Origin of the sequence: Hassallia byssoidea VB512170 (genome assembly GCF_000817785.2) — a bacterium.
Taxonomy (GTDB): Bacteria; Cyanobacteriota; Cyanobacteriia; order Cyanobacteriales; family Nostocaceae; genus Hassallia; species Hassallia carrinoi.
In genome coordinates this window covers 109,507-133,858 of record NZ_JTCM02000006.1, presented here as the reverse complement: position 1 = coordinate 133,858, position 24,352 = coordinate 109,507, and the positions used below count along the sequence as shown (strand labels likewise).

Below are 24,352 nucleotides of genomic sequence, written 5' to 3'. Positions count from 1 at the left end.
TTTATAGGGAGAGGAGGGCGACGGTGATGTTGTCGTGTCCGCCGCTGTGACGGGCGAATTCGATTAGCGATCGGGAGATGGTGATGGCATTTGTATGTGATGTCTGCTGTATTAGGTTGGCGAGTTGCTGTGGTTGGGGGGTGTAGTTCCACAGTCCGTCGCTACACAGCAGTAAATATCCGGAACTGGGAATGGTGAAGTTGATGATGGAGGGGATGGCGTCGTCTATTATATCTGCGCCTAACCAGCGGGTAATGGCGTTGGCTTGGGGAGATTGTTTGGCTTGGGCTTGTGTCATTTCGCCGGCTGTTACTACTTCACTCAGCCAGGAATGGTCTTTGGTTAATTGTTGGGAATTGTTGTCTGAAATCCAATAAGCGCGGCTGTCACCCAGCCAACCTATGGTGGCGGTGTTCTGTTGGACTACGGCGGCTACAATGGTGGTTGATGGGGGTTCGTAGTTGATACTTCTAATATAAGCAATATTACATAGGGAGGAGAGGGCGGCAGCTACGGCTGATTTGATGGCTGATTCGGGTTTTTCTTTTTGTTTGATGGCGGCGATCAATGCTGTAGAAGCACTTTCGCTGGCAGTTTGTGCGGCTATATGAGGATTGCTAGAACTGGAAACTCCATCACAAACGATAAGGATATGAGTGTTATAATTAACAGTTTGCAGGGCAAGGTAATCTTCGTTGCGGTGGTGTCTGAGTCCGCGATCGCTTACTCCTGCTAAATGCGAGTCAATAATTATCTCAAGTCGCTCCTGAAGTTCTTTGCGAAATCCACAAACTGAGCAGAATCCCTCATCGTCAATTGCTTTCGGTTGGGCGCCACATTTTTCACATCCCACTGCTGTTAAGGATGTACCGCATTCTTCACAAAATTTATCGTTTACCAATACTGCCGTTCCACAGTTTGGACATTCCATAAGTTTAATTTGCTGTTCCTAAGTTCATTTGGTGATTGCGAGAAAGCTGATAACGAATTATTCCCTCTTCGGAACCTTGTCCAATATATGTAAAATGGCTTTTTTCCAAAACCCTTTGTGAAGCTTTGAGTTCTGGCAGAGTTTCTGCTATAACTTGCTGAACTTCAGGATGAGTAAATGCCCAAGATACAAGTCCTTTGATAGCTTCTGTACCGTATCCCAAGTTTTGAAACTCTGGTAAAATTGAATAGCCAATTTCGACGATGCCATCAGATGTGGGCTTACCTTTGAAACCACCGAAACCTATGAGGATAGATGCATCTGTAACTCTATCTTTTAGCAGAAAGTACCAAGACCACCATCCTGATTCCTCAGGAGCTTTTTGCAATTTATTTATAATAAACAAAACCATTTCCTCGTTGTTAAATTCAGGTGGCCAAGTATTGGGTATAGATGCATCTAGTAGCTTAGAAAACTTTGATTTATCATTTTTTTCCGCTTGAGCAATTTCCAAAGTACAAGCAATTAGTTGCAAGTTTTTGGTTGTGACTATAAGTTGGTTCATTTTCTCAAATTTATTAATTAAAAAATAGTCCTTGGTCGCACGCGATTTGCTTCATCGACTAAGCGAATCTTTTCTTCTTTGGTTACGAGGTGTGCCATGTCTCGCAAGGCTTTTTCTAATCCTTTTCTTAAATGCTTTTCTTGAAATGGCTGTCCTAAAATTTTCATGTCGTCAGCAGCTTTTACTGTCTTCGAGGTAAGCAGATTTAGTGCTGTTTCTAACAGTTGTTTGGTTAATTTATGGCGATCCATTCCTTCTAAAGTCAGGGCTTCAATCGCGGTGGAAGCGGCTTGTAATTCTTGGGTTCCGGGGGTAGAACGATCGCTATTAATTAAGGTACGGGCAATTTCCACACGCGATCGCGTAAATAAATTTGAACTTTGCGGCACTCTTTCTAAAGCTGCTACCGCACCGTTACGATCGCCAACAGCACAAAGGCATCGACCTAACCCAAATGCCGCTGATACATAACTCGGATCGCTACGAGATACTAAGTTATACATCTTAATTGCTAGTTGATAATTTTCCGCTTGTTCTGCTGCAAGCGCTAACGCCAATTTGGGCGCAAGTTCCCCCGGTAAGTCAAAATAAACTTGGTCGAATGCTGCTTGTGCTTCTTTAGATTTGCCTTGTCGCATTAGCGATCGCCCGCGATACCAAAAAATTCGCCAGTCCCAAGCATCTTTTGCCTCAACTTGTGCTATAATATGCTCTGCCTCTGAGTATTCAAAGGTGTCAATTAGGCTATTTGCCAATCGCAGTAATGCTTCGGCAGAATTGGGATATAGTTTAACTGCTATTTTTAAACTAGCTACTCGTTTCACCGGATCGGCGATCGCACTCGCATTTACGACACTATTAAAGCCAGAATCTTCGGAGTCTAACATTGGCACGGGCAATTGCTGATAATCGACTTTTATCGGCTCAAAGTCATTACCGTTACCCAGTGCTAGCATATCTCCACTAAAGACGTTACTCGCAGATGGACGCGGAATATTAGTGCTAATTGCTACTACTTCCCGCAACACACCCAGCAGTTGATCTGCCATTTCATCCGCTGATTGAAAGCGATCGTCGGCATTTTCGGCGGTGGCTTTTATTAAAAAGCGATAAAGTGATTCTTGTTCGGCAAATATTGGTTCTTCTTCAGGACTGGGTAAGGTATATAAATGTTGCTTGTTAAAACCTTTAATATCAGTCAGCAGCACTGCCAAGCTTCTACCAACTGTAAATAAATCTGATACAACCGTCGGTCCTTCACCAGCTTCTGGAGCGCTGTAGCCGACTGTGCCATAAATATCACCATCAAGGTCATCAATTCTGCGGACACCACCTAAGTCAATTAACTTGACATCCCCGCCTTCAATCATGATGTTATCTGGCTTGAAGTCGCAGTAAACTAAACCTAAGGAATGTAAATAAGCAAACGCACTGAGGATGCGGTGAATGTAGGCGATCGCTTCTGCAACTGGTAGCGGTCCGCGACTTTTGCGAATTTCTCTCAGGGTTTTGCCGCCGACATATTCCATAATAATGAAACCTTCGTTACCGTGGTTAACGAAGTTGTAAATCCCGACAATATTCGGGTGTTTCACTGCTGCTAAAAATTGTCTTTCAGCAACGGCAACGGCTGCACTTGATGCATCTTCGGTGTTGAGCAGTCCTTTGAGGACTACGTAACGAGACAGAATTTTATCGAAGCCTAAGTAAATCCAACCTAAACCACCGTAAGCGATCGCTCCTTTAACTTCATATTGTCCAATAACTAAATCACCTGGCTGAAGGCTGGGAATAAAAGAATACTTCTGTCCGCACTTGCTGCAAAATCCTTTTTCTCGTCGCAGCGGGTTATTACAATTCGCGCAAAAGCGTTTATTTTCCGGCACCATCGGGTTAGGGATGATGGCTTTTTCTGGTTCGGTGGAAGGCAGTTCGGGTACGGATATCAACCCCGCGCCCAGGTGCTTGCGGGTACTTCTAGTGATGGTTGTACTAGTACGCCGCGAACCTTTAGAACGATTGGTTAGTGGAGAAGAACCCGTTCCCGTGGTGACGGATGAAGTTCTTGCTGTAATAGTTGCGCTTTGTCTTTGGCTACTCGGCTGAAATTTCACCGCCGCCAATCCGCAGACGTTACAGTAACCATCTTCGATGATACCAGTGCAGCCATTTTTTGTGCAGCGTAGAGCTTTGCTCTTGTCGTAGACATCGCCGTCCATTACGACTCTCCTATATTGGGCAATGGGCATTGAGCATTTATCCCCCTTGTCTTCCTTGTCTTCCTTGTCCTCCTTGTCCCCACTCCCCACTCCCCACTCCCCACTCCCCACTCCCCACTCCCCATTACCCATTCAAACGTTTTTCATACTGAGAAATTAATTCAGCGGCTTTATTTAAAGGAGTTGGACGACTGTAGAGAAGTTGTTTCGCCTGTAAAGCTAGTTCAGTTAATATAGGATCTTCGATTAATTGCCGTGCCAGCGCTTTTGCCTGAAGTGCGTCCAATCTTCCGCGTAACTCTCGACGAGTTTGTAGGGGAGCGTTATTAACTGCATATGCTTGTTGTTCTGATGCTATATATTCTTTAGCTTTGATAGTCCAATTGTCTAAACCAACGATAATTGGATTGACTAAACCTTCAGCAAACTTAGTTTCTAACTTCATAAGCCATTGTCTAAGCGCTTCAATTTGTTCCTTGGGTAAACAAGGAAGCAATATAGAGTGATCCAAGACTTTATCGGGACATTCCGCAAAAGCTGCGATCGCTTTGAGGTGAATTTCTTTTAACTGCTGTAACAAATTGTGAGCGATCGCCAATTTTTCGCGAATTTGATTTTGTTGTCTGATAGCTTGGTCTAAAGTGGCTTTTACGTCTGCTAACATCGGTTGGACATGTTGTTGAAAGACCGCAATCGTTCCTAGAGGGTCTTGTTCTATACTTTGCCGTAAAGAAGCGATGCCTTCGGCGAGCTTCGCTAACGCACTCGCAGCTTGAATTAATTCACTTTGGCAATCTTGATTCAGCGATATAGCTAAATTTTGCAAGGAAAAAATTTGCGCTTCTGCATCTGCCAGCATCACATCTAAATGTGTCCAAGCATCGTCAACCGCTAAAACTGCATCCCTAGCTACAGAGAAAGCATTTTGCATCACTTCAAGTAGCTGTGCGGGAGTGATTTTAGTTGTCGTTTCTGCACCAGTCAAAAGTTCTCTTTGTGATAATGGGGTTTGCACCATAGGTAACTCAATTGAAGCACCTGTGAGCAATTGTGTAATCTCGCTAATTTTTTGTGTTGACAAAAAACGCGGTAACTGCTGTCGCAGCTTAATTGCTTTATCAACTGTCTGCACCAACAAATCGAAGTGTTGAAATAAATCGTTCATCGCTTCCAGTGCTGGAGTCACCTGCGTTTGAGTGATTCCTGTCAACTTGACTGGAGGGAAACCAAAACTACCGCAAAGTCGCTGATAAGTTGGTAATTCTTGAAGTTCGAGGAGATTTTGACCTGCAATATTGACTTTATTCCTCCAATCGGCTATTAGTTGGTCAATTTCAACAGTCACCGCGATCGCTCCTGTAAAAAAGAGGCTGTCTTTACTGTAAGGTGCATTAGGGTTTGTCTCATAACGCACCGTAATTTACCCATATAGATAATTTAATGGCAGGAACAGAGTAGATGCTAAATAAATTCAGTTTAACAACCTTATATTCGAGAAAACAGGTTCTTCTCGTTACCTCGTTCGACTTCTCAATACCTGAAAGAGCGCCTTCCGCATTGTAAAATATAATAAGTAAACATACTTAATGTTGTAACAGATAGCTTATATATAAATGCGTTTTCTAGATAAAATTGTTTGGATAACTGGAGCATCATCTGGTATAGGTGAAGCATTAGCTTACCAGTTTGCTAAAGAAGGTGCAAAGCTGGTCATTTCTTCCCGCAGAGAAAAAGAATTACAACGAGTAAAAGAAAATATAATCAGCGAATGTTTAATTATTCCTCTTGATATTACAGACAATTTATCTGTAGAAAATGCCCTAAATATTGCAATAAAACATTATGAAAAAATTGATTTACTGGTAAATAATGCAGGTATCAGTCAACGTGCCTTAGCTCTTGATACGCAAGAAGTAGTTGATAGAAAAATTATGGAAGTAAATTATTTCGGGACTATCAACTTGACTAAAAAAGTTTTACCGCACATGATAAAAAATGGTAGTGGACAAATCGCAGTAATTACTAGCTTAGTAGGTAAATTTGGCTTTCCGTTACGTTCAGCATATGCAGCTTCAAAACACGCATTGCATGGTTTTTTTGAAACGTTGCAAATCGAATTAAAAACAAATCATATTTATATAACTATTATTTGCCCAGGACGAATCAAAACTAATATTTCCTTTAATGCCTTAAATGAAGACGGTAGCGTCTATGGAAAAATGGACGAAGGACAAGATAAAGGAATGAGTGCCGATGATTGTGCCGAGAAAATACTAACGTGTATTTATAAAAAACAGCGCGAAGTATATATTGGTGGTTTTGATATTTTGATGGTGTATATCAAAAGATATTTTCCATTATTGTTTCATCTGATAGTTAGCAGAATTAAACCAACTTAAAATTTCTTACATTAGTTATCTCTACGCTTAGGCAAAACCTAATCTAGTTATTTCAAACAATTCTTGGGCATTCTTTCCTAAAAAAGCATCAAAAAGCTCTTGCTTACCCGGTTCCACTTCTATCATGTAACGCTGGGCAATTTCATAATAAGCGTAAGTCCAGGGAATTTGGATTTCGGCATTGGTTATATCATCTAATACAGGTATTACTTCGATAACTGCTTCTGTAGCGGTTTGCCGCAAACCAATGGCAATATCCCCTTCAATTTTAGCTTTCATTGGTACGCCCAATTTAGCCAAACCACGAGCGGTAGTATCTATATCTGGGTATTGTGGTGTATTTTGGCGGTTAACATATCCTGTAAAATGGTTAACAGCGTAACCGTGTAATAATACCCAAGCTCCATATTGCGTAACAGCGTTAACTTTTTCCACAATCGAATGTTTGGGAGGTTGCCAAGGACGGGTAAAGATTTTTTGCAATTGTTTGACAAGGCGTTGTGCATTCGAGTCAAATGCATTAAGAATTGCTGAGTAATTAAGTAAATTGTCACCCGCTACTGTTTGATGGATAAGTTGGGCGATCGCTTCTGGTAATTCATCGACAATCAACTCGCTAATAAACAACTTGGGTAAGTCTAATTCTTCTTGCTGTGGATGGCGATAGTGACGTGCATAAAGATGAGTTTCACTAAAAGTGTACTCCCCCACAGCTTCGTAACCTAAAGCTGACGCTAATTGCCCCAAGTAGTCAATTCCCAAGTTAACCTTACCGTGCGGACTATCGACAGTTGTACGCAAAGAGCGAAAAGCAATATGGTCATTAGCAATACTACCACCAGCGGCAGTTATCATTTGCTCGTATGTGCGGGCATAACTTACTCTAGCGCTGTATTCTTGCCAAAGCAATTCCCAAAGGTTGCGGGTAATTTCAGGTTTCATAAAGTTAAAAATTGCGAATTAGGTAGAGACGTTGCGCCGGAACGTCTCTACAAAAGTTATAATTTATCCAATTTCAACTAATACATCAGCAATAATATCTAAAGCTATTTTAATTTGTTCGCTGTCGATAACTAAAGGCGGACAAAATCGAATTGCAGCTTTACCGCAACCAAGTAATAATAAACCACGTAAGAAAGCTTCTTGAAGAATGCGATCGCGCAATTCTCTATCTAAACTTTGCTCTTTATCTAATAAATCCACCGCTACCATCAAACCTTTACCGCGTGGTAAAGACATTCTGGGAAATCTCTCATGCAACCGAGTAAGACCAGCTTGCAATAATTCTCCCATGTTTGAGGCGTTTTCCATCAAATTGTTTTCCAGCAGTTGCAAAGTGACAATTCCTGCCGCACAAGCAACCGGATTGCCCCCAAATGTGGTAGCGTGAGAACCAGGTTGCCAAGTCATAATTTCTGGACGAGAGAGAATTGCACCCAAAGGTAAACCGCTAGCGATACCTTTTGCCATAGTTATGATATCCGGCATTACACCCCAATGCTCAATGGCAAACATGCGACCGGTGCGTCCCATCCCCGATTGCACTTCATCGACTATCATCAGAATGCCGTAGCGATCGCATATATCGCGAATTCTCTGCAAAAATCCATCTTCAGGTACAATGTAACCGCCTTCACCTTGAATTGCTTCAACTACTATTGACGCCACCTCGTTTGGTGGTAATATAGTTGAAAATAAATCTTTCTCTAAATAATCCACACTGGCGTGAGTACCGTAAGGAATGTGTGTTACTCCCGCTAGCATTGCACCAAAGTTTGCTCTTTGCACAGTTTTAGAAGCAGTTAAAGACATCGCTCCATAAGTGCGTCCGTGAAACGCTCCCAAAAATGCCACGATTGAAGAACGTCCCGTGTAATATCGAGCGAGTTTGATTGCTCCTTCGTTTGATTCCGCCCCAGAGTTGCTAAAAAACACCTTTGCACCGTTCGGGAAAGGAGCGTGGCAAGCTAACTTCTCTGCTAATTCTACCATCGGTTCGTAGTAGAAATCAGTTCCGGACATGTGTATTAAATTAGCAGCTTGTGCTTGAATTGCGGCGACAACTTCCGGGTGTGCGTGTCCGGTAGCGGTGACGGCAATTCCCGCAGTCATATCTAGAAAGATATTACCATCGACATCTTCGAGCATACAACCTTCACCCCTCGCCACAACTAACGGATAGTCGCGAGTGTAAGAAGGAGAAGTGACAGCGCGATCGCGTTTGACAATCGCTTCAGCACAAGGTCCTGGTAAAGATGTTATCAAACGAGGTGCGCGAGGTAAACCCAGATTAACGGGGATACTTAACATTATTTATCTAGATTTTTGAGAAGATTACTTACGATTAAACGCTGAGGCGAAATTTTTTATTGTAGCGATTTATTCTATTTTGAAAGACACCAGTTTAACTCATGGGCAGTTGGACACAAAAGCTAGAGCGATCGCGCTTGAGTATCAGGAATGAGCGCAAAAATTCTCTCTCTTCCTCATTCCTCTGTGGACTCTGCGTCGCGCCAGTCGCTACAACGGGGGGAACCCCCGCAACGCGCTGGCTTCTCTGCGGTTCGTTTTTCCATGACTTTCCGTAAGTCCTAAGTATAATAAACTTAACAGAATACTTCCTACTCCTGACGAAACTTATAATTAGGCTACGTTCCGTTAAGAAACAACCTATGACCTACACCCCATCCAAACTACTTAGCTTTGAGGAGTTTATTGCCCAATATGGGGATAACACACGCTATGAACTGATTGACGGAGAACTCAGAGAGATGGAACCTACCGGTCCTTATGAAGCGGTTGCGGGGAGTATTGCTGGTAGAATTTATGTCGAAATTTTTCGTGCTAATTTCAATTGGTTGGTTCCAAAAACTTGTTTGATAAAACCCCTATACGCTGAAGCCACAGCACTGCGTCCTGACGTAATTGTTTTAGATAAAGCAGAACTTGGTACTGAACCCCTTTGGCAAAAAGAACCAGTGATTTGTAAAGGTAATACCATTAAGCTTGTTGCTGAAGTGGTCAGCACTAATTGGCAAGATGATTATGCCAGAAAAGTGGAAGAATACGCTTTTTTGAATATCCCAGAATATTGGATTGTGGACTTTCGCGGTTTGGGGGGTTTGCAATTTATCGGCAATCCCAAGCAACCTACTTTCACCATTTGCCAGTTAGTTAATGGGGTGTACCAGCAGCAACAATATCGCTTGGGAGAGCCGATTTCTTCTTTCCTGTTTCCAAATTTACAATTGCGAGACGACATTATGCCGACTTGAAACTCACGCGCAGTTTTAGAAGCAGTTATTGATTCGGTTTTCGCTCGTCCTATCATTTAAAGGTGAAAGGCATGTTTGACAGCAAAATCAAGGTCTTTGATGTTGTCAATGAGAAATTTGTGCCACTACCAGTTAGTTCTGATTCATCACTAACTGTTACCGATACGACTTTGGAAAGTGATGATATCTATGTTGAACGTTTGTCTATGCCTTCTTGTGAGTATCCTGAGGTGATTGCCCAAGAGCATTTACTCACTATACAGCTAAGTGAGCCACATATACTTGAAGTTGTCGAAAACGGTCAGCTACGCAGGATACACAAAATACCTGGCAGTATCAGCCTTGCTCCTGAGGGAGTAAGATTTAAAGGAAGTTGGGATAAAGATGTCGAAATTTTGATACTTACTCTCAAACCAATTGTGATTTCAAAATGTGCATTGGAATTAAATGATGCGAATCACACAGAACTAATGCACTGCAATGGAATGCTCGATCCACAAATTCAGTATATCGGTTTGGCGCTAGAAGCGGAATTTTTAGCGGGAAGTCCAGGCGGTCGTTTTTACAATCAGTCTTTAGCTAATGCATTAGCAGTCCAACTACTTAAGAAATATTCCACTAAAGAGCCAAAAATACAACAGTATAGAGGTGGTTTGTCAACGCATCAATTAAAACGTGCGATTGAGTATATTAATGACAACTTGAGTAAAGATGTGTCACTTAATGACCTTGCAGCAGTTGTCGGGATGAGTATGTACTACTTCGTACAAATGTTCAAGCAGTCAACAGGTTGTACACCTTATCAATACATTTTACAGTGTCGGGTTGAACGTGCGAAACATCTGCTGCGAACAACCAACTTACCAATAGTGGAAATCGCGCTTCAAGTTGGATGCAGTAATCAAAGTCATTTCGCTAAGTTGTTTAAAAAGTTAACACAGACAACACCAAAAAAGTATCGTGAAAAATAAGTAGTAAGCGTTTAAACGCTTAAATTAAGGACTAAAGTCCTTACTACGAACTAAATCGCAACTTTAGAACAGTTTCGCAAAATTTGACAAGATTATTAAAGCTTGATGCTGGTATAGTCAGGCTGTTGAAAAATTTCGGCGACAATGAAAGGAACGAACGCGATGCAAACTTTAAACGGAAAAGTTGCCATTGTTATCGGTGCATCGATTGGTATTGGTAAAGCGGTAGCTGAACGTTTAGCTTCTTCAGGTGCATCTGTTGTCATTACTTATGCCCAAAAAGCAGACAAGGCAGAGGAACTAATTGCTAGTATTAAAAATACGGGTGGAAAGGCGATCGCCATTAAAACCGATCTTACCCAATTGGCTGACATCCGCCATTTGTTTCAAGAAACAATCAAGAACTTTGGTAAGCTAGATATTTTAGTAATATCAGGCAGTGCGCCGAGAGTTGTCAAGCCTGTTGCCGAGGTGACAGAAGCAGAATTTGATTATGCGATCGCTTTTAATGCTAAGGGTAACTTTTTTGCGTTACAAGAAGCTGCGAAACACATGGCAGATAAAGGTCGCATTGTCACGTTTTCAACTCCATACACTGTACAACCGCAAGCTAATTTAGCAGTAACAGCTGGTAGCAAAGCAGCAATTGAGCAGTTTACCTTTGCATTAGCTAGGGAGTTAGGTGGACGTGGCATTACAGTTAATTCTATCATGCCAGGACCAACAACAACCGAAAGTTTCAAAGATACTATTTCGCAATTGGATCAAGATTTTATAGCGCAGAATTCACCGCTGCAACGACTGGCAGAACCGGGTGAAGTAGCGGATGTGGTGATGTTTTTGGTCAGCGATATGGCAAGTTATATTACTGGACATAATATTCATGTTACAGGTGGGATGCCATAGTTTTGAGAAACGAACCGCAGAGACGCAGAGAACGCAGAGGAAGAGGAAATAGAGAGTTTCACGAATGATTTAGGCTGTTGTTATCGTTGTCAATTTATCCCAAATAGATATTTATGTCATCACCTGTAGTTTTGATTAATGTTTTTTCTGTTCCTCAAGGTAGTGAGGAGCAATTTATTAAAGTTTGGACGGAAGCGCTTGAGTTAATGAAAAATGAGCCGGGTTTTATTGATGCAAAACTTCATCGCAGTATTGATAAAGATGCAAGATTTCAGTTTATTAATGTGGCGCATTGGGAAAGTGCAGAAGCTTGGAAGAATGCGTTTTCAAAACCTCAATTGAAAGCGGTAGGTTCTCAAGCGTTGTTTGAACAAAATCCTGCACTTTACAAAGTTGAGGTTGAAACTTAATTTACCACTTTTAACTACGATTATCAATCTGTGCGCGTTGCAAACTACCAGAAAAGTCAACATACACACTTTTCCATTCTGTAAATACTTCTATTGCGGTAGTTCCGGCTTCGCGGTGTCCGTTGCCGGTTTGTCTCACTCCCCCAAAGGGTAAGTGTACTTCCGCACCGATTGTGGGATCATTAATGTAAGTTATTCCCGCTTCGATGTCGCGGGTGTAAACTGAAGAAGAAAGACCGTAATTGGTATCATTGAGGATTGCGATCGCTTCCTCATTAGAGCTAACTTCAATACACACAATTGGTATCAAGCTGCTGTTTCTTCAACTTCAGCAAATTCAGTTAAGAAGCGGAACGCTTTAACGATATAACTAGCGCACTCTCTCGGAGAGGTGTTGTAAAAAGACCTCCACGCACTACCTTTATCTTCATCATAACGATCGCCTCTTTCTTTATGTCCATCCAACCAAGCGACTCGCACCGCATGACCAATTAACACATCTAACACGATATATTCTTCAATTTGTAAGCTTGGGTTGTTAGAAGCGATCGCCGCTAATTCCATTAATGTTTCAATATTAAGTTGCCGGTATTCTGGTGCCTCAATTTTATTTAATAAATGCTCGACTAGCAAGGCAAAGTTTTTTTCACCAGCTGTCATCTCCGATATCATGACTTCACTATCCAAACGATTGCGACGTTCTAATTTATCGCCAATTACCAAGCCTTTGCAATGATGCATTACCAGCCAAACTTGTTTAAAAAAGTCTTTTGGCACGCGTCCTGTAGCACCTTCAGCTTCGCGAAATCGTCGCCAACCACCAACTGGGGCTTCTATTTCGGCTTCTACTGCGGGTTGTACTACCCAATCAATATCAGCTTCTTTTTGTTTGACGTGCAGTGATTCTTGTTTGCGTAACAAGTTACTCATGCCGGCGTATTCAGTTAATACTTTCTGCAACCGCATTTTTACTTCAAAAGGCGAAAGTTCCATCAATTTTTCATAAGCTTCGTCTTGAGTAAGATGCATTTCTCCAGCAATTTCGCTAGTTAGCAACAAAATGTAATAACCGACTCTTAATGTCAGCAGTCCTTTAAATAGTTCGGGTTCTGACTTGATTAACAAACTCAGATATATGAGAATTTCTTGAGTGAGAACGCGATCGCTTATATCCTCACGACAGAAGTGATTTATTTTCTCGACTATTTCGTTGTGAGATAATGGCACCGTTATCAGCGAGGCTTCGCTATAAGCCTTACCAACAGCGATTTGCTTACCCCTGACCAAAATACTCGTTACCACGTCTGACAGAGCAATATACGTCATCTTCTGCAAACCCGCAGCGCGACGCACTATCCCCCAAATCCCCATTTCTCCGGCTCTGGTGTATACTTCGTCAAGTAAATCTGCTACGCTGACAGTACGCCCAGGTCCGCCAAAGCCGGTGTCAAATTTTAATCCTTGCAAACGAGTTAAAGTCTGCAATAACTCTATTTGCTCGTAAAGATTTTCTGACGATCGCAACGATGAAAGCAACAATCCCAAGTTAGTTTGACACTCCACTTGAAATTCTTGGGTATGTCCTAAATGCCAGTTTTTCTCTGGATTATAAGCTAAATAACAACAACGCAACCCGGCATTTTTTACTGCTGCTTGGAAAAATTCCTCTTCTTTGACTAAATCAATTCTTTCTATCGATGCTGTCAACATCAACTGATTTAATCGTCCTAATTTGACGCGCACACCTTGACAAACACCATCTTTCAATTCTTGCATCAGTTCTAGCAAAGCTTCTGAACCTGTTTCCAACATGGTGTGAGTCAACATCAAAGTTAAAGTCGGACGTCCTAAATCATTCCAATATTTTTGGATGTAATTAAGTTCGTTTCTGAGTTGGTCTACCAAAAAATGATAATCGAGAGTTAAATAGAACTGTTCCGAATCTAAAAATGAAGGTAAAAATACAACTGTCTCGTTTCCAAAGCGGAAAATTCTCGATGTTGTCAAACTGCGCGGACTGCGTGGTGGGCGTCCGGTTAAACCCAGTTTCTCACAACGTCCAATTTGTTTATAAATGGTGATTAAATCGACAGCTTCTCTAACTTGAATCGGTTCTACTTGCGTGGGTGTTTGTGTTTCAATTCCGAAAACTTCTAGCTTTGCCTGTAATTCTTCATCTTCTGCTAGCAAAGCTATTTGTACTAAAGCTTTACGTTCTTTTCCTATACATAAATGTCTTCCCAACGGGTCAATATCGCCAACGGCTAATAAACCCTCACTTAACATTTCACCGAGAAAATATAAACTCTGCGCCCATACTAAGGGAATATTTTCGTTAGGTAAGCGTGGCTGACTTTGCGGTGTTAATCTTTCGGCTTCTACATTCTCTTCGGGAACATAATAAAGTTCTGGTAATAACAGCAAATCATCACGTTTAAAAAGTAATCCTTCTAAACTTGCTTGATATTTGTTAACTTGTTCTTTATCGCCGCGAAATAATCCATCTAAAAGTAAATAAGTGAAAAATAAGGGCCATTCACACTCAATATGCTCAAATTGTTTGAGTTCCCAAGGTTCGTAATGCAAGCGATGACTATCTTCTAAAACGGTTTGGTGTCCATCGCGTAAAAAGCGTTTGCAACCGTATTTTCCTTCGAGTTTATTGATGATATCATTAAAAGTGCGATCGCGTAACTCCACATCTTCCACTGCAAACGCCGGAAAGCTAATTACACTCAACAGTGCCGCATCAATTTCTTTTGAGCTTGATTCTCTCGGCAATAATGATTCTAACGTAATTCGAGCGCGAGCAATTTCATCGGGCAACGCATGAATCACCGATGCTTGACTACCACGCACACCAAATAAATCGACTCCATTAATCGCTTCTAAAGCCGCTTTTGCCATGCCGATAGAACTAGCATTTAATTCCGCGCTTCCACGATTAATTTTATTTCCACGTTCCCAAATGCCATAATCTGGAGTGCGGTAAGCTCGTCCTATATAGTAAACTAAATTTTGGACGAAATTCACTTCATCAATCGTAAAAATAATCTGCAATCCGGAAGCGGTCATTTGTGCTAACATCAATATAAATATTGATGTTGCATCAAGTTGTAAATGTCCCCATTCGTCATCGCCGACAACAATATCCCCTGTCGCGGTATTGTATTTGGCGTGTAACGCATCTAATGGCGACTGAGTGTGTTTAAATTGCTCTACTTTCTGTGATTGTCGCATCATGGCGAACAACAACCCGCGCATCAGTTTGACAACGCTGTGTTCTAACTCATAAGTGCGTCCGTTGTCTTCATCGACTTTGCGATAAGCAAGTCCTAAACCCCAAACTGCGAGAATACTGTATACATTATCTCGCACCCAAGCATCAGTATAATCTCCGTGAGCGGTTATTGCCGTACTCGCTGGAAGCAACCCAGTAATTGCATTTTGACGCACTAAGATAATTGTCTTGATTTGCTCATAGTAATAATCAAGACGAGATAGCAATTCAGTAATTGTTTTCATAATTAGATTCTTCGCAGAGAGTGGAAATTCGATTTAGTGGCGATGTGAATATTATTATAAATACCAGAACAACTTCTGCCTGAGGTTTCTGGTTTTTAACTTATTAGTGAACTATAGTGGAAATTGTAATTTTTTTCAAATCTTCATCACTACTAGTTTTAGTTTATACTTATCTGGAAAATTCTTTTGATAGTTACAGAGAATAAGAAATAATCATGCCAAACATCAACGTAACTGATAATTATTAATTCATAATTCATAATTAAAGAGGGTTTGTACCCGGTGCCGACTATAAGCATTTTTGTTTCAAATGGGGATTTAGACCTAACTTGAAACATAATGCGCGAATTATAAATTATGTCCGCATGAATTTTTAATTATGTCTTGACCTCAAGGTAGTTTTTCGCTTTGACGATCGCCAAATTAAATTCGTCATAGAAGCGATGCCTTCTCAATCGCGGAGACGCTCCGCGAACGGCGAGCTTCTCTTCTCCCAAAGGGAGACGCTGCGCGAACGAGACGCTACGCGAACGCTAACGCACAGCGGATTGCGAAGATCGAGATTATATCACTTTCACAGCACCTTTCAATGGCGGGTAACAAAGAAACCGTCTAAAGTACTGTTTTGCTGATAAGAGTATCATACCGAGTGAGAGCGTGTTTTTAATCAAAGCGGTAGAATAACCTCCCATCTTAGGTATGATTACACAAGTGATGCTTTTGTTGCAAAATAAAGGCTACTTTTGGTATTGTCAAGATTATTACTCTGTGAAGTTTGAAATTTAATTCGTCTAGGTGCTTGACACAAATGCTCGCAGTAGTAAAATCAACACAAAGTCAATAAAAATCAGGGCATTTTACTTTGATAGTGTGGAAAAAAAGCAGATTGACCACACGGAATTTTAGCATCTACCGGATAACCAGTTTCCGGGTTAGTATTATGACTTAGCGATGCCCGATTGGATATCGATGGAACTATTTTTGAGATTTTATGGACCACAGTCCACAAGATGGCAGTATCAACCTCCTCTAGCTGGTGAGTTCTCCCAGCGCGGGGGAGACATTTGGAGGTATTTATCATGCTTATACACGATGTTCGCAATTCACTTGTTGACGTTGATGTTGCTGACTTGAATCAGTTGAAATCAAATTTGAATCATTCACAGCCGGTTGATGTCGGGGAATATATTGCACAACTACCGAAAAAACAGCGAGCGATCGCTTTCCGCTTACTCAACAAATCTCAAGCAATTGATGTATTTGAATATCTGCCCCTAGATGTACAGGAAGAACTGATAAATTCCCTGCATGATGTGCAAGTAGCGCAAATTGTCGAAGCGATGAGTCCGGATGAACGCGCAGAATTATTCGACGAATTGCCGGCAAAAGTAATTAAACGGCTTTTACAAGAACTTAGTCCCGAAGAACGACAAGCTACAGCGACAATTCTCGGCTATCCAGAAGGTACCGCTGGACGGTTGATGACAACCGAATATGTCCGGTTGCGTCAAGGTTTGACTGTCGGGGAAGCTTTGAGTAAAATTCGGCGTCAAGACGAAGATAAAGAGACAATTTACTACGCTTACGTCACAGACGATAACCGCACCTTGGTAAGTGTTGTTTCTTTGCGTCAGTTGCTGTTTACTTTCCCTGATGTTTATATTCGGGAAATTTCTAGCGATCGCGTCGTCAAAGTCAGAACAGAAACTCCCCAAGAAGAAGTCGCGCAAGTTATGAAGCGCTACGATTTAATCGCTATACCCGTAGTAGATAGGGAACAACGATTAGTCGGCATTGTCACGATTGATGATGTAATCGATATTTTAGAAGAAGAAGCTACAGAAGACTTTCAAAAATTAGCCGGTGCGAGTGGTGATGAAGCTGCTTTCTCGTCTCCTTTAGTTACTATTGGCAAGCGCTTACCGTGGCTATTGGGAATTATGCTGTTATATATCGGTGCATCGAGTGCGATCGCCCCGTTTCAATCTACAATATCAATGGTGCCAGTGCTTGCCGTAATTATGCCGCTATTCTCCAACACTGGTGGTACTGTGGGAATTCAAGCATTAACCGTAACAATCCGCAGCTTGGGTGTAGGTGAAGTCACGCCAAAAGATACCTTAAAAATTCTCCGCAAAGAGCTTTTAGCAGGCTTAGGTACGGCTTTAGCTTTAGCCACAACTATGATGTTGCTTTCATTAATTTGGGCACGTCCACAAGAGCGCTGGGTGGCGCTAATTGCCGGAATGGTGATGGCAAGCAATACAATTGTTGCTGTCGCTTTGGGAACTTTGCTACCAATGGCTTTGAAACGGTTGAAGCTCGATCCAGCCTTAATCAGCGGTCCATTAGTAACAACAATGCTCGATACAATCGGCTTTTTAACTTTCCTATCGCTGATTTCCGTAGCTTTAAATGTTTTCCATTTACCAAAATAACCGAAAAAAAATTGCTAATCGTAGTGAGGACTTTAGTCCTCCTCCTATTAGCAATTCAACCGAAAAAAAAGTTATTAGCATTATCAAAAACCTGGTAAAAAAACACGATTCATTTTCACACTTATTCAAAATACAGATTATTGTGTTGATTTAGATTTTTCCATGCAAAGGGTTATGACACAATCAACTTGATATCAGCTAGCGATTAGATTTAGTCAGTATCAATTTTCAATAGAAACAGGTGGTATCATTTGCTCATTTGTGTAAATTAAAAAATTGTAGAGAAGCGATCGCCTTTTGACGCTGAATCAGGAAAAGTATATATGCCTACTACTACTTGGAATCATCATCACGTTCTCACACTCGCGGACTTCACTCTAGCTGAATACGATACGGTTTTACAAACTGCTGCCAGTTTTCAGGAGGTATTATCGCGACGGACGAAGAAGGTGCCTTCTTTACAAGGACAAGTGGTAGCGAATTTATTTTTTGAAGCGTCTACCCGCACTCGCAGTAGTTTTGAACTAGCAGCAAAACGCTTAAGTGCAGATACGCTGAATTTTGCCTCAGCAACTTCTTCTATCACCAAGGGAGAGACAATTCTCGATACAGCGAAGACTTATTTGGCGATGGGAACTGATATTATGGTGATTCGCCATCGCGAAGCCGGAGTACCGAATGCGATCGCTGCTGAAATGGATCGTTTAGGTGTTAAAGTTAGTGTCCTCAATGCTGGTGATGGTCAACACGAACATCCTTCTCAAGCACTACTTGACTTATTTACCATCTGTACTCTGATTGACCCAGAAAATCCCCGACTCGAATTGTTGAAGAATAAAAAGATTGCCATTGTTGGCGATATTCTACATTCTCGTGTCGCGCGATCGAATATCTGGAGTTTAACCGCAAGTGGCGCCCAAGTCCATCTAGCAGCACCACCGACTTTATTACCTCAATTATTTGCCGATTATGTCAGCGATGATGAAGTAGGGGAAGAGGACCAGGGGAGAGGGGGACCAGGGGAGAGGGGGAGAGGGGGGGATGGGGAGAGGGGGAGACAAGGGGAAAAGGAGAATTCAAAATTTAATACTCTCTCCCCCACTCCTCCACTCCTCCACTCCTCCACTCCTCCACTCCCCACTCCCCATTCCCCACTCCCCACTCCCCACTCCCCACTCCCCAATCGCAACCTATTTATACATTGGCAATTAGAACCCGCTTTAAAAGATGCTGATTTTGTCATGACGTTGCGCTTGCAAAAGGAACGCATGACAGCTCATTTATTGCCGAGTTTGCGCGAATATCATCAAATGTTTGGCATTACACGTACAAAGTTGCAATTATGTCAACCCCATGTTAAAGTTCTGCATCCCGGTCCCGTTAACCGAGGTGTCGAAATTAGCTCTGACTTAATGGATGACCCAGAATTCAGCCTGATTCAGGCTCAAGTTACCAGCGGTGTTGCCGTTCGCATGGCGTTATTGTATTTGATTGGTAGTGGGAGGAGTTAGTGGGAGGCAGGGGGCAGGGGGCAGGGGGCAGGGGGCAGGGGGCAGGGGGTAGGTGGTAGGGGAGTTTGTCTTTTCGTCTTCCTTGTCTCCCTTGTCTCCCTTGTCTTCCTTGTCTCCCCATCCCAAGAACTCTCCCCCTTTCCCCATTCCCCACTCCCCACTCCCCATTCCCAAAATATTAGTGTTGACATTTTATTTATTTCGGTTATTCTAGAAATATGGTTAAATATAATCAAGACACGGCTCGTTATGCAGATATATTTGCTGCACTAGGGTCGGAACCTCGTCTGGAAATAATGCGGTTGCTGTTTGCAACTTATCCAGAGGGAATGACTGTAGGAGAGATTCACCAAAAGCTGAAGATTCCCAACTCGACGCTATCGCACCATTTGGAGAAGCTGCGAATTGAGGGATTAGTTAATTGCCGAAAAGATAAGCAATTTCTGTGGTATTCAGCGAATGCTGAGACGATGGAGGATTTATTGTCTTTTTTAACTACAGGAAAAGCGAAAGGCGATCGCATTATTCAACCGATTAGCAATATGTCAAAACAGGAAGGCAATATGATTGAAAAATTTTTTGAATCTATCTTTGAACAGCTTTCTGGGTTTAAGTCTGGCAGATTTCACCTTAAAGGTTATGAAAGATTCACCCAAAAAGCAATTATAGCCATGAATATTGCCCAAGGTGAATCGAGGCGTTTGGGACATCAATATGTCGGTACAGAACAAATTTTGCTGGGATTGGTTGGCGAAGGAAGCGGTTTTGCCGCACAGTTTCTCACTTCAGTGGGAGTGAACTTAGAAAATGCTCAAATAGAAGTAGAAAAAATTATCGGCAGAGGTAAAGGTAATACACCTTTAGATATTCCTTTCACACCAAGGGCAAAACAGGCATTAGAACTGTCAGTAGAACAGTCGCGACAACTTAATGTTAACTACGTTGGTACAGAACATTTACTGTTAGGAATTCTCAAAGAAGGAGGAGGCGCAGCTGTTAAAGTTCTAGAAAATCTTGGCGTAGATTTGATTTCTTTGGAACAACGACTGCGAAGCGCTTTGACTTAGGATTATGGGGCGTTTTCACCTCAGTACTTGTGGAAACGCCTACAACTACTTTTTCCCATTCCGAAATAAGCTAATTATGATGGGGTGATATCAATGGCGTTGTGAGTATTTATCCTCACCAAATAGTATTCACGTTGTTGTGGATGAGCAAGAATTTGGATGCGTCCGGCAAGGGTTGCGTTAGCAGTGCTTGAGACAACTGTTTAAAATTCATAGCTTAATAGTCATTGTCAGCCACACAAATTCCTTTACATTTAATCCCGTTCGTAGCTGTGCGCTGACAATGAGAACATAGAACTTTTTCGTTTTCTGTTTCTTGATTGATATTTATACTAGTGCTTGCAGTAAAAAAGTCTTTTTCGGTCTGGGGTTTTACAGTCATAAGGGTGGAGGAATATGAATGCGGTTTACATTAGACTCGTCAGTTAGAAGCGTTTTGCGGTGAGGCACAATCTAATAATTCTATTGCACACCGAACGTCCATTCGTCTATAAGTGTCTTATCCATATATTAAGCAACATTGCGCTCTTAAGAAATATAGCGAATTATCACTCTTGATAAATTGGCTCCAACGTTCTGGGAGTATGGGGTTGACATCGGAAAGCTCAAGTTTTCCACCTCACACTCCTCTCTGCCAATATATCCTTCATCTGATGAGTACTACATAAAAGCGATTATCATCGTATTTCATAACGGTGTCCGGTTTAGCATGACGGCTGAATCGTTGCGTCGCCCGGTAATTCCCATTATTCTTATCCAGCACCGTCGTAATTGAACTATGCCGTACCCGGTGCGCTTGATTTGTTTAGTGATACTCGATGCCTTACACAGCCTTGAAACCAACCGCCGGATTGCTTCCCTAGTAAGGCGTTTACCATTAAATTTGTAAGCAATTACCGAATTATGGACTATTTCAATTTACTCGCATTAGCACAGGCAATCAACCAGGAGCGCGATCGCCCCAAAGAGCGATCGCAGTAAACAAGGTGAGATAAATTCTAACTGACCAACAAGTAAAATTTAGAAAAAAGCAGTTACCTAAATCACAACACTTTTATATATACATCACTATTAATACTGTTATATGTCACTTAGCAAATTATTTATATGTGTATATTTTTCTTTATATGTCACCTAAATTACTAAATCCTCCTTAAGAGGTATCACTTAAGTATTCGCACACTTCAAAATACTAAGTTAGACATCCTCACACAGGAATATACCACGATGGCATTTGCAAACTCAGGTAATTCTTCAGACTTGTTTAACAACATAAGTAATTCTTTAGGTATAGATTCATTAAGCGCTTCAAATTCTAGCCTCCAGGTTTCCACAGACTACGCAAATGCTCTAAATATCAATAACTACTTTAAAGGCTCTAGTAGTTCCCCTGTAATAGAAAGTGCAAACTTAGAAACTCAGTTCCCTGTAAATAGCGTAACAAGTTCAAATGCTCCGTTTACCTCTGGCTGGTACACGGTAGGTAGCACTGGCAAGGTAAGTTTTGACTACTTGTTTGATGGTGGTGCTTATGAAGGAGAATTAGCCATCTTTAGTTTAGAGGGGATGGGGCAATATCAGCTCGGCTCCACTGGCTTTATCCAAGAGGCAGTCAGGCGATCGCTCTCAGATTCATTATTAGGTCATGTGGTAATTTCTGATTCGGACGAGGCGGCGCGTTTTAGTGGAAATTTGAAATGGGATGCAAATCATAACCTTGGGGAATATCGGGGACTCAAGAATTTTGCAATGCGCCCAGGAGACCAGTTTGGCATCATGCAAGTTCCCAATGGTAAGGTGCAGGAACTATTAAATAATCCTGATATAGAGGGTGACAAACACCCTCTTTTTTCTTTAGCACCAAATAATCCGCTTGCAGCTTCGCAATTTGCACAATTTAGAGATATCAACGGTTCCGGTCGTATCTTTGCAATGGAAGATTTGCGACAAGACGGGACAAGCGATAACGACTTCAACGACTTCGTTTTTTATATGGAAGGGGCTATTGGTGATGCACCCTTGTTGGACAATTTAATTGACAAAAATCATGATTGGCGTTCTGCGGATGTAGGTAAAAAGATATCAGAGTGGAACCCAACACCGCCTGATAGCAACGATAAAATAGGAAGACCTATACCACCGGACAACCGAATAAAACCGCCTGATAATACAATTAAACCGCCCTCATTTCAAGACGGAGATTTAGTTAAAGGTAGTGATGAAAAGGTTTACTTAATTCAATCAAGCAGCAGACGCTTGATTCCCAACCCTGGTATTTTTCAGGAAATGGGATTCAAAAAGGATGCCATTAAAACTCTTGACGATAAAGACTTGAATAGCATCTCTGTTGGTGACAACTTGCCGATTCCTGCACAATATCAAGAATCAGCTAACGTAGCTAATGAGTGGCGTTCTGATTTGTACTGGTGGGATGGAAATGGTACACCATCGTTAGATTTCTCCAGCAACAGTAATAATCTATTTGCCACTCTCAATCTTGGTGAAAATACTCGTGGTGACGGCAAGAAAGGTATTAACTTTGATTGGGGTGCTGGTTCTCCAAAAGGTGACGATAAACTACTCAATGATAATTTTGCGATCGCTGCTTACACAGAAGCCACGTTTGATGGTGGAACCTATAACTTCCAAGCGTCGGGGGATGATGGATTCCAAGTCTTCGTTAAGAAAAAAGGTACGGACGAACCAACATACCTGACATCTAAAGACAAGTGGCAGCAAGCTTATGGTTCTCCTTGGAAGACAGAAGCGACGTTGCAAGGTAATTATGAGTTGTACTTTATCTACTATGAAGAACGTGGAGATGCTAGATTCAATCTGTCTTGGGAGAAGAAAGCTATGGTTCCGAAACCACCCGTAGTTACGCCGCCTCTGCCAGATCTGATAAAGCCGCCCATTATAGAACCTCCAACCCCACCGACTGAAAGGAGCTTTTCAAAAAAAGTATTGTTCAATTTGATAGACCAGGACTTAGGCGGTAAAGGACAGGTAAATAATCCGAGCTTAAATTTGGGAGATAGTATTAACTTGTTGGAAAAATATCCTGTTGGAGTTGGTAATTTATCTTCTACCTTTGACTGGAAAGTGCAAGCGTTCCTCAGTAATGGAAACTTTGACGTTAAGCTTCCATCCGTATTTGATATTAGCTATGTTGATGCAGTCAGTTCTGGTTCAACGGCAACTATTAAATTTAAATCAGTATTAGAAGATGCGACATTGAGTACAGATATAGGTTTGTCTCTTCTTGGTCTTGCCAAACTCAAGGCGGAGCTTAATGATCCCGTGGTTCCTCTTCCGATACCATTGAAGTTAGAATTTGGTCGTGAGTTTGATGCTATTCCTGAATTGAGTCAACTTGCTAAATCACCAATTAGCTTTGATTTGGGATTAGGCGCGACGGACAATTATATAGAAGAAAATCAACTATTTGCTGAAGATGATGCTTTTCAATCTTTCGATATTGTTAAATTCTTTGCTCTTGCCGCCAATGTGGGAGTTGCTCTAACTGGAGGCGGAGCCGCCTTGATTCCCATTATAAAAGTTGTTGAAGAGGCACTCGAAGCAGCAGGAATTTCAATTGATGCTGGACTAAATATTAACCAAGCATCAACATTGGACATAAAAGGATTTGAGATTGATTTTGACGAAGATAAAACTGGAGATGAATTGCAAGTCCCTATAGGTGAAGAAAAAGAAATAGAAGTACAGATTCCGAGTAACTATCGTGCAGGAGAAACATTCAAAGTTATTCCAAAAGTTCGACCTATCACTGAATTTATTTCCCAACTCAACTTTACAGGCAAACTTGAAGGCTCTTTTGATCCGAAATGGATTCCTGGCTTTGATACTGAGATTTCGCTAGGTGAATTCGGCTTTCCCGATCCACCATTTACCGTACCATTTAGCGATAAGTTTGACCCATTCCAGAGGTTTAGTCCTTATATTTATCTGCCAGAAATTAACTTTAGTATTGTTTAGGTAAGTGCTTATAATTAGTGTGTAGCAGTATGTTGGGTTGTGCTTTACCTATCTCGCACCACCTAACGTATCGAACCAGAATCTTAGTGCCAAGACATTCTTTTACATCACCGAATCGCCCACCTTTTTAATCAGTAAG

The 24,352-nt window shown here is 41.6% G+C and carries 18 protein-coding genes and 1 pseudogene; 10 read left to right on the top strand and 9 right to left on the bottom strand.

Annotation, left to right across the window (positions count from 1 at the left end; all coding sequences use genetic code 11):
- Window position 1: 1 nt before the first annotated feature.
- The 4 genes from PI95_RS05120 to PI95_RS05105 are packed head-to-tail and all read right to left on the bottom strand — an operon-like array spanning window position 2 to window position 5,129.
- Complete coding sequence (locus PI95_RS05120) at window positions 2-931, bottom strand: PP2C family protein-serine/threonine phosphatase (RefSeq protein ID WP_039743829.1); 930 nt, start codon at window positions 929-931, stop codon at window positions 2-4.
- A gap of 4 nt (window positions 932-935) precedes the next feature.
- Window positions 936-1,496: a GNAT family N-acetyltransferase gene (locus PI95_RS05115; RefSeq protein ID WP_039743827.1), complete on the bottom strand. Its 561-nt coding sequence runs from the start codon at window positions 1,494-1,496 to the stop codon at window positions 936-938.
- A 17-nt stretch (window positions 1,497-1,513) separates the two neighbouring features.
- A complete protein-coding gene (locus PI95_RS05110; RefSeq protein ID WP_236116938.1) occupies window positions 1,514-3,847 on the bottom strand; it encodes a serine/threonine-protein kinase in 2,334 nt (777 codons plus the stop codon).
- Window positions 3,840-5,129, bottom strand: coding sequence for a hypothetical protein (locus PI95_RS05105; RefSeq protein ID WP_039743824.1), 1,290 nt, complete (start codon window positions 5,127-5,129; stop codon window positions 3,840-3,842). Before PI95_RS05105 ends, PI95_RS05110 begins: the two co-directional genes overlap by 8 nt.
- Window positions 5,130-5,328: 199 nt before the next feature.
- Here PI95_RS05105 and PI95_RS05100 point away from each other — a divergent pair, with 199 nt between their 5' ends.
- Window positions 5,329-6,114: an SDR family oxidoreductase gene (locus PI95_RS05100; RefSeq protein WP_039743822.1), complete on the top strand. Its 786-nt coding sequence runs from the start codon at window positions 5,329-5,331 to the stop codon at window positions 6,112-6,114.
- A gap of 27 nt (window positions 6,115-6,141) precedes the next feature.
- On the opposite strand, the gene PI95_RS05095 is transcribed toward PI95_RS05100, so the two are convergent.
- Together PI95_RS05095 and PI95_RS05090 are read right to left on the bottom strand one after the other, a co-directional pair.
- On the bottom strand, window positions 6,142-7,056 hold the full coding sequence (locus PI95_RS05095) for a DUF1338 domain-containing protein (RefSeq protein WP_039743820.1): 915 nt from the start codon (window positions 7,054-7,056) through the stop codon (window positions 6,142-6,144).
- 63 nt (window positions 7,057-7,119) lie between these two features.
- Window positions 7,120-8,424 (bottom strand): acetyl ornithine aminotransferase family protein, encoded by a 1,305-nt coding sequence (locus PI95_RS05090; RefSeq protein ID WP_039743818.1) that lies wholly within the window; start codon window positions 8,422-8,424, stop codon window positions 7,120-7,122.
- A gap of 362 nt (window positions 8,425-8,786) precedes the next feature.
- Here PI95_RS05090 and PI95_RS05085 point away from each other — a divergent pair, with 362 nt between their 5' ends.
- The 4 genes from PI95_RS05085 (at window position 8,787) to PI95_RS05070 (ending at window position 11,676) form a co-directional block, all read left to right on the top strand.
- Window positions 8,787-9,389: a Uma2 family endonuclease gene (locus PI95_RS05085; protein ID WP_039743816.1), complete on the top strand. Its 603-nt coding sequence runs from the start codon at window positions 8,787-8,789 to the stop codon at window positions 9,387-9,389.
- Window positions 9,390-9,460: 71 nt separating this feature from the next.
- Window positions 9,461-10,360, top strand: coding sequence for a helix-turn-helix domain-containing protein (locus PI95_RS05080; RefSeq protein WP_052324902.1), 900 nt, complete (start codon window positions 9,461-9,463; stop codon window positions 10,358-10,360).
- Window positions 10,361-10,504: 144 nt separating this feature from the next.
- Window positions 10,505-11,266, top strand: coding sequence for an SDR family oxidoreductase (locus PI95_RS05075; protein ID WP_236116937.1), 762 nt, complete (start codon window positions 10,505-10,507; stop codon window positions 11,264-11,266).
- Window positions 11,267-11,379: 113 nt separating this feature from the next.
- A complete protein-coding gene (locus PI95_RS05070; protein WP_039743815.1) occupies window positions 11,380-11,676 on the top strand; it encodes an antibiotic biosynthesis monooxygenase family protein in 297 nt (98 codons plus the stop codon).
- 10 nt (window positions 11,677-11,686) lie between these two features.
- Here the strand turns inward: PI95_RS05070 and PI95_RS05065 are convergent.
- Together PI95_RS05065 and PI95_RS05060 are read right to left on the bottom strand one after the other, a co-directional pair.
- Window positions 11,687-11,977 (bottom strand): annotated as a pseudogene (locus tag PI95_RS05065) (aldehyde dehydrogenase family protein); the annotation flags it as partial.
- Window positions 11,978-11,982: 5 nt separating this feature from the next.
- Window positions 11,983-15,201, bottom strand: coding sequence for a glycoside hydrolase family 15 protein (locus tag PI95_RS05060; protein ID WP_039743811.1), 3,219 nt, complete (start codon window positions 15,199-15,201; stop codon window positions 11,983-11,985).
- Window positions 15,202-16,280: 1,079 nt separating this feature from the next.
- Between PI95_RS05060 and mgtE the strand changes: the two genes are divergently transcribed.
- From mgtE to PI95_RS37425, 4 genes are all read left to right on the top strand, one after another.
- Complete coding sequence (gene mgtE, locus PI95_RS05055) at window positions 16,281-17,639, top strand: magnesium transporter (RefSeq protein WP_039743809.1); 1,359 nt, start codon at window positions 16,281-16,283, stop codon at window positions 17,637-17,639.
- 323 nt (window positions 17,640-17,962) lie between these two features.
- A complete protein-coding gene (locus PI95_RS35605; protein ID WP_039743808.1) occupies window positions 17,963-19,150 on the top strand; it encodes an aspartate carbamoyltransferase catalytic subunit in 1,188 nt (395 codons plus the stop codon).
- Between the two features lie 52 nt (window positions 19,151-19,202).
- The gene (locus PI95_RS05045; RefSeq protein ID WP_163518623.1) at window positions 19,203-19,364 is read left to right on the top strand and encodes a hypothetical protein; all 162 of its coding nucleotides are present in this window, start codon (window positions 19,203-19,205) and stop codon (window positions 19,362-19,364) included.
- Between the two features lie 4 nt (window positions 19,365-19,368).
- Window positions 19,369-20,217 carry an ArsR/SmtB family transcription factor gene (locus PI95_RS37425; RefSeq protein ID WP_039743804.1) on the top strand — a complete coding sequence of 283 codons (849 nt, stop codon included), beginning with the start codon at window positions 19,369-19,371 and terminating at the stop codon, window positions 20,215-20,217.
- Window positions 20,218-20,434: 217 nt separating this feature from the next.
- Here the strand turns inward: PI95_RS37425 and PI95_RS37700 are convergent, their stop codons facing one another.
- Window positions 20,435-20,599 carry a DUF8639 family protein gene (locus PI95_RS37700; protein ID WP_507236756.1) on the bottom strand — a complete coding sequence of 55 codons (165 nt, stop codon included), beginning with the start codon at window positions 20,597-20,599 and terminating at the stop codon, window positions 20,435-20,437.
- Between the two features lie 845 nt (window positions 20,600-21,444).
- Between PI95_RS37700 and PI95_RS05035 the strand changes: the two genes are divergently transcribed.
- A complete protein-coding gene (locus PI95_RS05035) occupies window positions 21,445-24,213 on the top strand; it encodes a DUF4114 domain-containing protein (RefSeq protein WP_039743802.1) in 2,769 nt (922 codons plus the stop codon).
- Window positions 24,214-24,352 lie beyond the last annotated feature (139 nt).